8 protein-coding genes are annotated in these 14,434 nt (G+C 74.0%); 1 reads left to right on the forward strand and 7 read right to left on the reverse strand.

The window, feature by feature from the left end:
• The first annotated feature begins 89 nt into the window (after positions 1 to 89).
• A complete protein-coding gene (locus H7K62_RS00085) occupies positions 90 to 2,423 on the forward strand; it encodes a SpoIIE family protein phosphatase (protein WP_186715291.1) in 2,334 nt (777 codons plus the stop codon).
• Here the strand turns inward: H7K62_RS00085 and H7K62_RS00090 are convergent.
• The 7 genes from H7K62_RS00090 to H7K62_RS00120 all read right to left on the reverse strand — a co-directional run bounded on the left by H7K62_RS00090 (position 2,354) and on the right by H7K62_RS00120 (position 14,112).
• Positions 2,354 to 4,402 carry a putative bifunctional diguanylate cyclase/phosphodiesterase gene (locus H7K62_RS00090; RefSeq protein WP_186715293.1) on the reverse strand — a complete coding sequence of 683 codons (2,049 nt, stop codon included), beginning with the start codon at positions 4,400 to 4,402 and terminating at the stop codon, positions 2,354 to 2,356. The two genes, H7K62_RS00085 and H7K62_RS00090, sit on opposite strands and share 70 nt — an antisense overlap.
• Positions 4,403 to 4,507: 105 nt before the next feature.
• Entirely contained in the window at positions 4,508 to 5,842 is a 1,335-nt protein-coding gene (locus tag H7K62_RS00095; RefSeq protein WP_222436833.1) for an AGE family epimerase/isomerase, read from the reverse strand.
• A complete protein-coding gene (locus H7K62_RS00100) occupies positions 5,839 to 9,033 on the reverse strand; it encodes an alpha-mannosidase (RefSeq protein WP_186715295.1) in 3,195 nt (1,064 codons plus the stop codon). Before H7K62_RS00100 ends, H7K62_RS00095 begins: the two co-directional genes overlap by 4 nt.
• Before the next feature lie 165 nt (positions 9,034 to 9,198).
• A complete protein-coding gene (locus H7K62_RS00105; RefSeq protein WP_186716329.1) occupies positions 9,199 to 10,026 on the reverse strand; it encodes a carbohydrate ABC transporter permease in 828 nt (275 codons plus the stop codon).
• Positions 10,027 to 10,154: 128 nt separating this feature from the next.
• Entirely contained in the window at positions 10,155 to 11,099 is a 945-nt protein-coding gene (locus H7K62_RS00110) for a carbohydrate ABC transporter permease (protein ID WP_186715297.1), read from the reverse strand.
• Between the two features lie 2 nt (positions 11,100 to 11,101).
• Complete coding sequence (locus H7K62_RS00115) at positions 11,102 to 12,472, reverse strand: extracellular solute-binding protein (RefSeq protein ID WP_186715299.1); 1,371 nt, start codon at positions 12,470 to 12,472, stop codon at positions 11,102 to 11,104.
• A gap of 650 nt (positions 12,473 to 13,122) precedes the next feature.
• Positions 13,123 to 14,112: a type IV toxin-antitoxin system AbiEi family antitoxin domain-containing protein gene (locus H7K62_RS00120; RefSeq protein WP_186715301.1), complete on the reverse strand. Its 990-nt coding sequence runs from the start codon at positions 14,110 to 14,112 to the stop codon at positions 13,123 to 13,125.
• Positions 14,113 to 14,434: the final 322 nt, after the last annotated feature.

A 14,434-nucleotide genomic window follows, 5' to 3' on the forward strand; every position in this document is an offset into this window, starting at 1 on the left:
TGATCACTGGAGCGCTGCCGGTCGACCACGCGACCGCGCTGTTGGGCCGTCCGGGGGCCGCCGGCGCGCTGATCGCCCATACTCGCGGGGTGGAAGGCCCCCCGACCCCGGCGACGGCGCCGGACGTGGTCACCGCCCACGAGCTGCTCCAGGCCCGCCTGGTGGTGGCCACCGAGGCGGCGCAGCTGGGGCTGTGGGAGTGGGACCTCACCACCGACGCCCTCGAGTGGGACGCCCGCAGCCGTGCCATGTACGGCCAGACCGACATGCCGCTGACCGGGCTGGTCGGCGACATCAACCGGACGATGCACCCCGACGACCAGGCGCCGCTGGCCGACCTGCTGGCCCGGGCCATCGCGCAGCGGGGCACCCTCGAGGCCGAGTTCCGCACCCTCCAGCCCGACGGCTCCGAGCGCGTGGTCTACGCCCGCGGCCAGGTGCTGGTGGACGCCCACGGCGCGGCGGTGCGCATGGTGGGCACCAACGCGGACGTCACCGACCTGCGCCGCGCCCAGCGCGAGGCCGCCCAGGACGCGGAGCGGATGGCGCGCCTGGTGCACGTGGCCCGCGCCCTGGGGGACGCCGAGGACGAGCAGGCCGTGCTGCGCGTGGTCAACGGCGCCGCCACCGAGGTGTTCGGCGCCTCCTCGGTGGCGCTGGTGCTGCAGACCGAGCAGGACGGCGGCGGCGCGCTGCGCACCCTGACCGTCCACGGCGACGGCTCCACCGCCACCACCGCCCACCTCCCCGCCGACGCCCCCCTGCCCGCGGTGCACACCGCCACGAGCGGGACCAGCTGGTTCGTCGAGGCGCGCGTCCGCGCCCCGCAGGCCTTCGCGGCGGGCGCGGCGGCGTGGGAGGCCTCCGGCACGGACGCCGTCGGCTGCGTGCCGCTCGAGTCCGACTCCGGCGTCTTCGGCGCCCTGTCGGTGGGCTTCCCGGCGCCGCGGACGTGGCGCGAGGCCGACCGCCAGCTGCTCACCACCTTCGGCTCGCTGACGTCCCAGGCGCTGCGGCGGATCTGGGCGCGCTCCGCCGAGCTCGCCGCCCTGCACGCGGCACGCCGCTCCGCCGCCCAGCAGACGGCGCTGGTGGCCCTCGCCCAGTCCCTGGAGCTGGCCGAGGACGAGGAGGAGGTGCTCGCCGTGGTCACCGGCGGCGGCGTGAGCCTGCTGGGAGCGCGCGGCGCCGTGCTGTGCCTGCGCGCCCCGGACCGCGAGCGCAGCGGGGACGACGACGGCGAGGGCGTGCTGCGGGCCCTGACCACCAGCTTCTTCGCCGACACGGTCCGGGCCGAGGTGGCCGAGCTCCCCGCGGACTTCCCGCTGCCGATGGTGGACGCCGCCACCAGCGGGCGCTCCCACTTCCTGCCCGACAGCGCCGCCGCGGTGGCGCTGTTCCCCGGGCAGGAGCAGGTGGTCGAGGAGCTGTACGCGGCCGCCGGCACGCAGGCGTCAGCGGCCGTGGCCCTCACCGACGCCGGCGTCGTCGTCGGGTCCCTGTCGGTGGCGCTGGAGTCGGCGCACACCTGGACCGAGGACGAGCAGGCGCTGCTGCAGGCGTTCACGTCGCTGACCGCCACGGCGCTGTCCCGGATCCACGCCCAGGAGGCCGAGCGGGCCGCCAACGCCGCCGTGCGCCGGTTCTCCGAGACCCTGCAGCGCAGCCTGCTGACCCGTCCGCCCGAGCCGGACCACCTGCACCTGGCCGTCCGCTACCTGCCCGCCGCCACCGAGGCGCAGGTCGGCGGCGACTGGTACGACGCGTTCATGGTGGGTGACGGCGCCACGAGCATCGTGGTGGGTGACGTCACCGGCCACGACCGGGACGCCGCCGCGGCCATGGGCCAGATGCGCAACCTGCTGCGCGGCATCGCCCACGTCAGCGGCGCGGAGCCCGCGCAGGTGATGAGCAGCCTCGACGCCGCCGTCCGCGACCTCGACGTGGGCGCCATGGCCACCGTGGTGCTGCTGAAGGTCGAGCAGTCGCCGGCCCAGCGGGCCCGCGGGGAGCGCAGGCTGCGCTGGTCCAACGCGGGGCACCCGCCGCCGCTGCTGGTGGGACCGGACGGGCGCGCCCGCTACCTGGAGAGCGACCCGGACCTGCTCGTCGGGCTGGCTCCCGAGGTGCCGCGCACCGAGCACGAGGTGCCGCTGCCGGCCGGGTCGACGCTGCTGGTCTTCACCGACGGCCTGGTGGAGCGACGGGGCGCCGACCTCGCCGACGGGCTCGCCTGGCTGGCGCGCACCGTCGAGCAGCTGCACGACCGGTCCGTCGAGGAGATCTGCGACGAGCTGCTGGCCCAGGTCGGCGACGCGGTGGAGGACGACGTCGCGATCGTCGCTCTGCGCGCCTACCCCGAGGACGAGCCCAGGCCCGCCGAGGCCGGCCCGGTCATCTCACCGGTGAGCACCCGCCCCTGAGCCGGCGCGCGCCACCAGCGCCGGCTGGTGGCCAGCAGCTCCGGCGCCAGCGCCGCGGCGGGCGCGGGCCGGGCGAACAGGTAGCCCTGCGCCACGTCGCACCCCAGGGCGCGCAGCGCCCGGGTCTCCGCCGGGTCCTCCACGCCCTCGGCCACCACCTTCATGCCCAGGCGGTGGGCCAGGTCGATGATCGAGGCGACCAGCACCTCGTCACCGCCCTCACCACCAGCGGCGGAGCCCAGGCCCGTGACGAAGGAGCGGTCCAGCTTGACCTCGTCCACGGGGAGCCGCCGCAGGTAGCTCAGCGAGGAGTACCCGGTGCCGAAGTCGTCGATGGAGGTGGCCACGCCCAGCTCGCGCAGCTGGGTGATGACGGTGGACGCCGTCTCCGGGTCCGCGACGAGCGCGTCCTCGGTGATCTCCAGGCGGAGCAGGTGCGCCGGCAGCCCCCGGACGTGCAGCGCGTGCGCCACGTGCGGCAGGAAGTCGGGGTGGGTGAGGCAGCGCGGGAAGGCGTTGACGGCGATCGGCACCTCGTGCCCGGACAGGAACCACGCCTGCGCCTGGTCGAGCGCCATGTCGATCATGTAGGCGGTGAAGGAGTGCACCAGGTCGGTGGTCTCCAGCAGCGGGATGAAGTCCCCCGGCGGCATGAAGCCGCGCACGGGGTGCTGCCAGCGCACGAGCGCCTCGACCCCCACCAGCGTCCCTGACGCCGGGCCAGCGCTGGCCCCGCTCTCACCGACGAGGCTGATCTTCGGCTGGTAGTGCAGCACCAGCTGGTCGCGCTGGGCGATCGCGGTGCGCAGCTCGCGCGCCACCTCCAGCCGGGCGGTGCTGTGGTGGTCCATGGCCGGGTCGTAGACCACGGCGCCGCCGCCGCCGCGCTTGGCGGTGTACATCGCGATGTCCGCGTGGCGCAGCAGCTCCCCGCTGGCGGTGTGCGCGGCCGCGGCGTCCAGCTCCTGGTCCGCGACGTGCAGCGCCACCCCGGCGGACAGGTCCAGGTCCAGCGCGATGCCGGCCACGGTGGAGCGCTCGCGCACCTGCTCGCGCAGCTGCTCGGCCACGGCGCACGCGGTGCGCCCGTCGGCGCCCGGCAGCACCAGGGCGAACTCGTCACCGCCCAGGCGCGCCAGCACGCCCCGGTCCCCGACCGTCTCCACCATCACCTGGGCCACCCCGCGCAGCAGCACGTCACCGGCGTCGTGGCCGAGGGTGTCGTTGACCTCCTTGAACCTGTTGAGGTCGACGACCACCACCGCCAGGTCCTGCGGCGTCCCCGTCAGGGCGGAGCCCAGCACCCGGGCGAGGCCGGCGCGGTTGGCCAGCCCCGTCAGCTCGTCGTGGGTGGCGCGCTCGCGCAGCAGGGACACCACGCGGGCAGCCTCCCGGCGCGCGCTGCGAGCACCGCGCCAGGCCAGCACCGACCCGGCGCACCCGGCGGCGAACAGCGCCGAGTGCACGGCCGCCGCGACCCACACGTCCTCGCTGCCGGGGTACCCGTACCCGAAGACCGCCTGGGGCCACAGGCTGCCCACCACGCCGTGCTCCAGGAACACGAAGCCGCCGAGCACGAGGAACGGCACGGCCATCTCGTAGAGCGCGACGAGGGGCACCAGGACGAAGAAGAGGAAGTGCGCCTCGGCGGCCCCTCCCGTCAGCGCCACCACCAGGCTCGCCGCCGCGAAGCAGCCCGTGGAGGTGGCGGTGGCGCGCAGGGTGCACGAGGCGCGGGCGGACAGCGACCGCCACGGGCGCAGCGCCACGAGCGCCGTCGCCGCCGTGAGCGCCACGAACACCAGCAGCGGTGTCAGGGGGACCGTGGAGGCCCGGGGCGTCCCGGGGGTGAGCACCCACACGGCCAGCCCGAGCGCGAGGCCGACGAGCACGCCGGTCACCCACCGGTGCCGCAGCTCGAAGACCTCGGAGGACAGCTCGGCCCCCTGCGGGGGCTCAGGTCCCGGGCTCGACGTCATGGTGGAGAGATCGGGATGTCCCGATCACCGGTCGAGTAGGCCTCTCGGCAGACTCCCCGAGGGGGGACGGGCGCTGGAACCCGTCCCCCCTCCCCTCGCCCGGCCTCAGCCGAGCAGCAGCCCCCGGCGCACGGCTGTAGCCTGGCTGGGAGCCAGCGGGAGCCGCGGCACCAGGGTGGCGCCGACGGCGTGGTAGAGGTCGGCCTTGCCCGGCCAGACCGTGCCGCTGGGGCGGTTGCGCTCGTCGAGCTGGTGGTGCCAGGAGCCGTCCTCGTGGTCCAGGACGACGTCGGCGATGTGGTCCCACCACAGCGCGTAGGAGTCGGCGTAGGACTGCTCCCCGGTGGCCAGGGCCAGGGCGGCCGCGGCGGCGGTCGCCTCGGCGGGCACCCAGTGCATGCGGTCGCGCACCACGGGCTTCCCGGACCAGTCGGTGGTGTAGACGAAGCCGGGGAGCCCGTCGACGTGCCAGCCGTCCAGGACGGCCCGCTCGAACAGCGCCGTCGAGGCCTCCACCAGGCCGGCCGGCGGCTCCTCCCCCGCGGCGCGGGCGGTGGCGTCGCCGTGGAGCAGCAGGCGGGACCACTCCAGGCCGTGGCCGATGGTCGCGCCGTACGGCTTGAAGGGGTCGGCCTTCTTGTCGGCGTTGAACTCCAGCTGCACCGACCAGGCGGAGTCGAAGTGCTCCGGCACGCGCCAGCCGTTGTCGCGCGACCACGCGGCGACCTTCGCGAGGATGCTCAGGGCCCGCCCGCGCCAGCGAGCGGAGCCCTCGTCGTCCCCGAGGACGTCGGACAGCACGTCGGAGGCCGCCAGCGACGCCTCCACGGAGTGCATGGCGCCGTTGATGCCGCGGTAGTCGTCCAGGGTGGTGAACGCGGTGTCCCACGTGTCCACGGGCATGCCCGCGTCCTCGTCCCAGAACCGCTCCTCGTAGACGGCGAGGGCCTCGCGGAACAGGTCGGCCGCGCCGAGACGGCCTGCGGCCGTCGCGGTGGAGGAGGCGAGCACCACGAAGGCGTGGTCGTAGCAGGCCTTGCCCTGGGCGGGGGTGCCGCTCTCGTCGAGCTTGCTGAACCAGCCGCCGTGCTCGGCGTCCCGCAGGGGCGCCTCGCCGTCGGCGCCGTGCTCGGCGTCCCACAGCCCGGCGAGCGCCTCGTCGGCCAGGGCACCCGCCCCGGGCACGCCCAGCAGGTGGCCCAGGGAGTAGACGTGCGCCATCCGGGCGGTGATCCACGTCTGCACGCCGTGGCTGGGGTCGGGATCGCCCTGGTCGTCGAGCCAGGCCGCTCCCCCGCCGTCGGCGGGGAAGAGCTGGCCGAACGCCAGCAGGTCCCGGCAGTGCTCGTCCAGCCATGCGCGGTGCGTGGGCTGCCCGAGCCAGCCGGGCAGCCGCTGGCCGGTGGTCGGGGTCGCCGGGGTGGTCCCCGCCGCGCTCACAGGGCGCTCCGGGAGAAGCGCAGGGTCACGATCTGGAAGGGGCGCAGGTGCACGGCAGCATCCTGTCCCTGCCCCGCTTCGGCCAGGGCGCCGGGCTCGACCAGGGACCGCGGCTCGGCCACCGGCCGCTCCAGGAGGTCCACCTCGCTGACGCCCGCGTGCGCGAAGCCCGCGACCACGCGCGCCGAGGCCCGGCCGCCGAGGGACTCGTACAGGCGGACCACCACGTCACCGCTGCGGTCCTCCGCCAGCTTCACGGCCTCCACGACCACGCCCTCGTGGCCGCTGACCTGGCCCGCGAGCGCGTCCAGGCGCACCACGGGGGCGGTCTGGGCGGCCTCGGGGGCACCGGTCACCTGGCGCACCGGCAGGTTGGCGCGGTAGCCCTCGCGGACGGCGTCGGCGATGCCGGCGCCCACCACCAGGCCCGCGCGCAGGCGGTGCTCGCCCTGGTCGGCCTCGGGGTCGGGGTACACCGGTGCGCGCAGCAGCGACATCCGCACCGTGGTGGTGGTGCCGCCGTCCTCGCGGGTCGCGCGGCCGATGTCGTAGCCGTAGGTGGAGTCGTTGACCACGGCGGCGCCGTAGCCGGCCTCGCCCACGTGCACCCACCGGTGCGCGCTGGTCTCGAAGCGCGCGGCGTCCCAGCTGGTGTTGGTGTGCGTGGCGCGCATGACGTGCCCGAACTGGATCTCGCTGGCCGCGCGGTCGGCGTGCACGTCCACGGGGAAGGCGAGCTTGAGCATCTTCTGCTTCTCGTGCCAGTCGACGTCCAGCTCGAACCCGACCACCGGGCTACCGGCCTCGAGGGTGATGAGCTGCTCGACCCGCGAGGAGCCGAAGCCGCGGACCACGCGGACCGCGGCGCGGTCCTCGGAGCTGGCCGCCAGCTGCACGGACTCGGCGGCGGTGAGCTCGGTGGTGTGGCGCTGGTAGTGCACGTCCACGTCCCACGCGTCCCACTGGGTGGGGGTGTCGCGGTGCAGCGTCAGCAGGCCGCCGCGGGTGCCGGGCGGCAGCACCTCGCGCCCCGCACCGCCCTCGGCGGTGAGGTCGCGCACCGAGGCGAGCAGCCCGTCGGTGTCGACCACCACGCGCACCAGGCCGTTGTCGAGCACCGTCCACGGCGCGGTGGCGGTGGGCTCCTGGACGGTCACGCGGGCCGCGCCGGTCGCGGTGGCCGCGGCGCGGACGCCGGCCCCCAGGGCCGGTGCGCCGTCGCGCCGGTGCGGTGCGGCGTTGAAGGCCAGGGCGCTGTCGCCGTCGCCGGCCAGGAAGGCCAGCGCGTCGGCGATGAGCGCCTCCAGCTCCACCGCGATGCGCAGGTAGTTGGCCTCCGCCTCGCGGTGCACCCAGGCGATGGAGGTGCCCGGGAGGATGTCGTGGAACTGCTGGAGCAGCACGGTGTGCCAGATGCGCTCGAGCTCCTCGTAGGGGTAGGCGTAGTCCCCACCCCGCTGCCCGGGGGCCGCGGCCTTGACCGCCGCGGCGGTCGCCCACAGCTCGGCCTCGCGCAGCAGGTGCTCGCTGCGGCGGTTGCCGCGCTTGGTCCGCGCCTGGGACGTGTAGGTGCCGCGGTGGAACTCCAGGTACATCTCCCCGCTCCACACCGGGGGCTGGGGGTACTCCGCCTCGGCGTCGCGGAAGAACTCGTGCGGGTGGCCCAGCTCCACGCGCGGGGAGCCCTCCAGGCTCCGGGTGCGCGCGGTGGTCTCGATCATCTCGCGGGTGGGGCCGCCCCCGCCGTCGCCGTAGCCGAACAGCAGCAGCGAGGTGTTGGCGCGGCCCTTCTCGGCGAACTGGCGCTCGGCGCGGGCCAGGTCCTCCGCGGAGACCTCGGAGTTGTAGTTGTCCGCCGGCGGGAAGTGCGTGTAGACGCGCGACCCGTCGATGCCCTCCCACCAGAAGGTGTGGTGCGGGATGCGGTTGGTCTCGTTCCAGCTGGGCTTCTGGGTGAGGAAGTACCGGGCCCCCGCCAGGCGGGCGATCTGCGGCATCGCCGCGGTGTAGCCGAAGGAGTCGGGCAGCCACACGTCCAGCGGCTCCACCCCGAACTCCTCGGAGAAGAAGCGCTTGCCGGCCACGAACTGGCGGGCCAGGGCCTCACCGCCGGGCAGGTTGGTGTCGGACTCCACCCACATGCCGCCCACCGGCACGAAGCGGCCCTCGGCCACGCGCTTCTTGATGCGCTCGAACAGCTCCGGCTGGTGCTCCTTCACCCACGCGTACTGCTGCGCGGAGGAGCAGGCGAAGGTGAAGTCGTCGTGCTCGTCCATGAGGCTGAGCACGTTGGAGAAGGTGCGGGTGCACTTGCGCGCGGTCTCGCGGGTCGGCCACAGCCACGCGGAGTCGATGTGCGCGTGGCCCACGGCCACGGTGCGGTGCGCGGTCGCGTCGGCCTGGGCGGCCAGCGCCGGGGCCAGTGTGGCGCGGCCGGCGGCAGCGGTGCCGGCGACGTCGTCGGGGTCGACCGCATCGACCATGTCCTCCAGGGCGCGCAGCACGCTGGCGCGCCGGCTCGTGGCCGGCGGCAGCTGCTCCAGCAGCCCGCGGAGCACCGCGACGTCCCGCGTGAGGTCGTACACGTCGAGGTCCAGCTCGACGACGTCGACGGCGCGCATCCGGTACACCGGGTCCGTGCCGGCGCCCTCCTTGGTGCCCACCTGCGTCGGCTCGAAGTACCAGTCGTGCCCGCCGGAGGCACCGGAGACGTCGGGGTTGGAGGACGCCTCGAGGAGGACGTCGACGGCGGCGCCGGGCCCGGCGGGCGCGCCACCGGTGCTCACCTGCGACAGCGGCAGGTAGCGGTTGCGCGGGTGCAGGCCCTTCACCACGGACCCGTCCGGGCGGTACGCCGTGGCCTCGCACTGGAAGCCGGGCTGCACCGCGAGGTAGCCCAGGTCGACGTCGACCTCCACGCGCACGCGGGGGTCCTCGCCGAAGCCGGCCGGCACCTCACCGGTGACGCGGAACCACGTGGTCCCCCACGGCGGCCCCCACGGGGTGCCGGTCGGGCCGATGGGGAACGGCGCGAACTCCTGGGCCGCCGCGTGCGCGAACGGCACCGGCTCCCCCGGGGCCTCCCAGCGGGACACCGCCAGCGGGTGGCGACGGCGGTGGAGGGCGGGGACGAGGCGCTCGCGGACGAAGCGCTCGACCCGCATCTCCACGAGGTGGGAGTCGTCGTGCACGGTGGTGCCTTCCTGGGGCGAGGGGCTGGGGAGGTCGGGGCCCGGTGGTCGCGTCCCGCGGTCGGGGGCGGGGCGGTGCCCGGGTGGAGGGCGCACGGCCGGCCGCTGGGGGCAGGACCGGCCGTGCGCGTCTGGGGGCCCGGCGCTGCTGCCGGGCCGCGGGGGTCAGCCCTTCACGCCGCCGGCGAGGGCGAAGCCCCCGGACAGGCGCTGCACCAGCAGGTACAGGAACAGCACGGGCAGCGTGTAGAGCACGGAGAACGCGGCCAGCTGCCCGTAGGCGACGGCGCCGTTCACACCGAAGAAGTTGTAGATGCTCACCGCGGCGGGCTGCTTGTCGGGGTCGAGCAGCAGCACGAAGGGGACGAAGAAGTTCCCCCACGCCTGGGTGAAGACGAAGATGAAGACCACCGACAGCCCCGGGCGCATCAGCGGGACCACCACGCGGGCCAGGGCCTGCATCGCGCTCGCGCCGTCCACCCACGCGGCCTCCTCGAGGGAGACCGGGACGGAGTCGATGAAGTTCTTCATCATCCAGATGGCCATGGGCAGGCTCGTGGCGGCGAGGAACATCACCGTGCCCGGCAGGGAGTCGAGCAGGCCGAGGGCCACGAAGAGCGCGTACACCGGCACCATCACCGCGGTGATCGGCAGGCAGCTCGCGAAGAGCACCGTGTAGAGGAACGACTTGTTCCACCGCATCTGGTAGCGGCTCAGCGGGTAGGCCGCCAGGGTGGCGATGAGCACCGTGATGATGGCCGTCCCCCCGGAGACCACCAGGGAGTTCCACAGCGGCACGAACGTCAGGTCCGGCGTGAGCACGGTGGTGAAGTTGTCGAGGGTGAGGCTGCCCGGGATGCCGATGGCGACCGTCGCCGCCGGGTCCACCGAGGCCAGCACGATCCACGCCAGCGGCACGAAGAACGCCACCCCGACGACGACGAGCGCGATGCTGGCGGCCACGGCCGTCCCGCGCTTGCGCGGCGAGGCCATCGCCAGGGCGTCGCGGCGGCTCCGGCGGGCCGGGCGGCCGGGCGTGCCGGCGGGCACCGGTGACTGCGCGGCGGCCGGGCCGGAGGGGAGCTCAGCGGGAGCGCTGGGACCAGCGGTCGGGATCGTCATCAGTCCACCTCCGGCTTGAGGATCTTCACGTAGACCACCGCGAAGATCGCGCCGACCATGAGCGTGACGGTGGCGATGGCCGTGCCGTAGCCGACCTGGGAGAGCTTGAAGGCCTCCTGGAACGCCAGCAGCGGGAGCGTGGTGCTCCGGGTGCCGGGCCCACCCGCGGTCATGACCCAGATCAGGGTGAACACGCCGAGGGTCTGCAGCGTCACGAGCATCATGTTGGTGGCGATGGCCCGGCGGACCATCGGCAGCGTGATGCGGAAGAAGCGCTGGAGCGGGGTGGCGCCGTCGATCTGGGCGGCCTCGTCGACCTCCGGCGGCACCTCCGCGAGGGCCGCGCCGTAGACCATCATCGAGAACGCCGTGCCGCGCCAGATGTTGGCGAGGATCACCGACAGCAGCGGGAAGCTGATGAGCCAGGTGACGCTGCTCGCTCCGAAGAACTGGAGCACCGCGTTGAGCGTGCCGTTGGTGGAGAAGAACGCGTAGAGCGCGAACGCCGCCACGATCTCCGGCATCACCCAGGCGCCCACCACGAGGGCGCCGACGACGCCGCTGACGGGCTTGGGCGCCTTCTCGATGAGCACGGCGAGGAACATGCCCAGCGCGTTCTGGCCGATCACCGCGGAGGTGAGCACGAACACCAGCGTCAGCAGCGCCGACTGCCAGAAGGCGCCGCTGGACAGCAGCCGCGTGTAGTTGTCGATCCCGACGAAGTCGGGGTTGACCGCTCGGTAGCCCGACAGCGTCGCGTTGGTGAGGGACCCGTACAGCGCGTAGCCGATGGGGCCCGCGAGGAACACGCCCATCAGGGCGATGGCCGGCGTCAGCGGCAGGAGGCGGCCCGCGGTCCGGGCCGCCTCCTTGCCCCTGCCCCGGGGGCGCAGCTGGTCGCTGCCCCCCCGGGTGGCCGAGCCGTCGAGCTCGAGGGTGGACATCGTCAGCTCGCGGCCTGGGTCTTGTCCTGGCCGACGATCCCGACGAGCGCCTCGTCGTAGGCCTTCGCGGCGTCAGCGGGGCTGGAGCTGCCGGTGACCACGGACTCCACGGCGACCTGGATGTTGCTCGAGATCTGCGAGTAGTCAGGGGTGGCCGGGCGGAAGTGCGTCACCGGCACCAGCGACGAGAAGAACTTGAACGAGGGGTTGTAGTCCAGGTACGCCGAGTCGGTGGCGACGTCCTTGCGGACGGCGATCTGCGACGCCTCGGTGCCGTACTTGAGGGCGTTCTCCTTGTTGAGCGCGGTGCTGACGAAGTCGAACGCGGCCTGCTTGTCGGGGGCGTTGGCGCCCACCGAGAGCAGCCAGCCACCGGACATGGAGGTGGAGCCGGGGCTCGCGCCGTCCTGGGTCGGCATGGGCGCCATGCCCATGGTCTCCTGCCACTGCGGCCAGGCGTTGTCGCCCTTCATCCACTGGCCGGGGAGCCAGGAGCCGTCCAGGGCGATGGCGATCTTGCCCTGCGGGATGAGCGTGGTGGAGACCTGGCTGCCCAGCGTGGAGTCGAGCGCGAGGCTCTGGTCCGGGCCGAGGCCCTCGGAGAACACGGTCTTGTAGAAGTTCAGCGAGTCGGTGAAGCCCTTCGACCCGGTCAGCCACTTCTTGGTGGAGGTGTCGTACAGCGGGTCCTTGGTGCCGTACAGGAGCATCTCGAAGCCCTGCATCGAGGTCTGCTCACCGGCGGCCTTGGAGCCGTAGATGTTGAACGGCGTGACGCCCGGCACCTTCGCCTTGATGGTGCGCGCGGCGGAGAGGACGTCGTCCCAGGTCTTGGGCTGCCAGTCGGTGGGGAGGCCGGCCTGGGCGAAGAGCTTCTTGTTGTAGTAGAGCGCGCGGGTGTCGGTGCCCATGCTCACGCCGTAGGTCTTGCCGTCGTCACCGAGGCCGGCCTGCTTGGCGGTGTCGTCGAACTGGCTCCAGTCGGACCACTTGCCCAGCTCGTCGTCGATCGGGGCGAGGTAGCCGGCGGCGGCGTCGGAGCGGACCTGGAAGCTGTCCTCGTAGATGACGTCCGGAGCGGTGGCCTTGGACTTGTTCATCAGGGCCAGCTTGGTGAAGTACTGGTCGGCCTCGGACTCGATCGGCTTGAGCTCGACCGTGGTGCCCGGGTGGGCGGACTCGTACTCGCCCTTGGCCTTGGTCAGGACGTCGTCGAGCTGCGTGAAGCTCGCGGTCTTCTGGTAGACGACCGTGACGGTCTTGCTGTCGCCGCTGCTGCCGCTGCCGTTGCTCCCCGACGAACCGCAAGCGGTCATCGCCAGGCTGAGGGTGACGGCTGCTGCGGCGATGCCCGCGATGCGCCTGCGCTGCATGGGGTGGCCCCTTCGCTCACTCGACGAGTCCTCTGCGACTCGTGCTGGGAGGTTTATACATCAAATGGAGTTACCTGCGTCAAGAGCCGCAGACCACCGTGATGCATCCGTGACTGGACCCCGACCGACCGGTCGGGGTCCAAGCGCGCCAGCCCCTGTCCACCTGCGGCGGAGCCCGCCCGCGAACGCCTCCTCGCGTCCCAGCAGCCGCTCCCGCACCAGACGACCACGGCCGTGCCGCCTCCAGGACGTCCCCCTCCGGCGGACACTCCCCCCCCACCGCCGCACCGACGCGCCGTCGCGCCGTCGCTCCAGATCAGCCCCCGCGCGGTCACCTGCTCCCCCGCCCCCGCCCCTCCGCGACTGACCGAGGTCACCTGCAGATGCGAAGGCCCAGCCCCCCAGCCCCACCGCGACCGACCGAGGTCACTCGCAGACGCGAAGCCCCAGCACCACCCCACCGCAACTGACCGAGGTCACCTGCGGACGCACAGGCCCAGCCAGCCCACACGTCCGCGACCGACCGAGGTCACTCGCAGACGCGAAGCCCCAGCACCACCCCACCGCAACTGACCGAGGTCACCTGCGGACGCACGGCGGACCCGGCGAACCCGGCGGAAGGCCCGGGCTCGCCGCGTGCGCGGTCTCCCTCAGGCGGCCTCGCCCAGCAGCTGGTCCCGCAGCGACGCCACGACCGCCCCGCGCGAGACGGTGTCGGCCCAGGTGAATCGGACGACGCAGAACCCGAGGCCGGTGACCGCGTTCTGGCGGCGCCGGTCCCAGATGAAGGCGTCCTCGAGCTCGTCGTCGAGGTCGGGGTGGTAGCGGCGCCCGTCCGCCTCACCCAGCAGCGGCAGCCTGCGCAGCGGTCCCGGCGGCAGGGGGACGCCCAGCGCCTGGTGGAGCTGGTCCCAGTCGAAGGAGAAGTCCGCCCGTGCGACCAGCTCCCCGTGACGGCCGAGCACCACGCGCTGCAGCTCGACCGGGAACACTCCGCGGTCCACGCACCTCCACCTGACCCTGCTCTCCAGCGGAGATGCGGCGCGGCCGTCGGCCATGGCCCAGACGCGCGCGGTGATCGGATGGCCGGCGAAGCGCTCGGCGGTCGCGTGCGCCGCGACGAGGTCGGAGTCCGAGGCCAGCCCGGTGTGCAGCGCCGAGTCGAGGACTGCGAGCCCGGTCATCGGGTCGAGCCGGGGCACGACGTCCGCCAGCGTCCGCCTCGGGCTGGTCACGAGCAGACCTCCCAGGTCGACCACGTCGTCCGGGCCGAGCACCGCCCGGTGCGGGACGAGGAGCTTCCGGGGCGCGGCCTTCGCCGACCGCGTCACGTGCACGACCCCGGTCCGAGGGACGCCCTGCAGCCCCATCAGCACGGCGGCCGTGTGGTGCGACACGACGGATCCCGGCACCAGCAGGACACCGCTGCGCCCCCACGACCGCTGGAGGTCGCTGCCCTCGCGGTCGGGCTCGACCAGGTACGTGCCGCGCTGCAGGCGCTTCCAGTCGCCGGCCGCCACGAGCATCCTCAGCAGCTGCTCCGGGACACCGCTGTCCAGCACCTGCTGTCGCGTCACGACGTCGTCCTGGGCGGCGGCCAGTGAGCGCAGTCTGCTCAGCGCCGCGGTCGGGTGGGTCACGCGCCCACCGTCGTCCGCCGCCGCCCTCCCGCGCACCCCCCGCGGACCAGCTGTGGACCGCCCCCCTCTCGGCAGGCGCGGATCCCTCCCTGTGGGCGCACGACGACGACGGCGAGCGCGGCGGGCGGCTTCGGAGCTGACCGCGGTCATCCCCGGGACTGACCGAGGTCACCTGCGAGGGCCGCTCCTGCGCCGACGCGTCCGCACCTGACCGCGGTCACCCCCGGGACTGACCGAGGTCACCTGCGGGGGGGCACCGCCCGACCAGCCGCCCGACCGGCCGCCCGACCGGCCGCCCGACCGGCCGCCCGACCAGCCGCCC

It is taken from the genome of Quadrisphaera sp. RL12-1S, assembly GCF_014270065.1.
GTDB lineage: Bacteria > Actinomycetota > Actinomycetes > Actinomycetales > Quadrisphaeraceae > Quadrisphaera.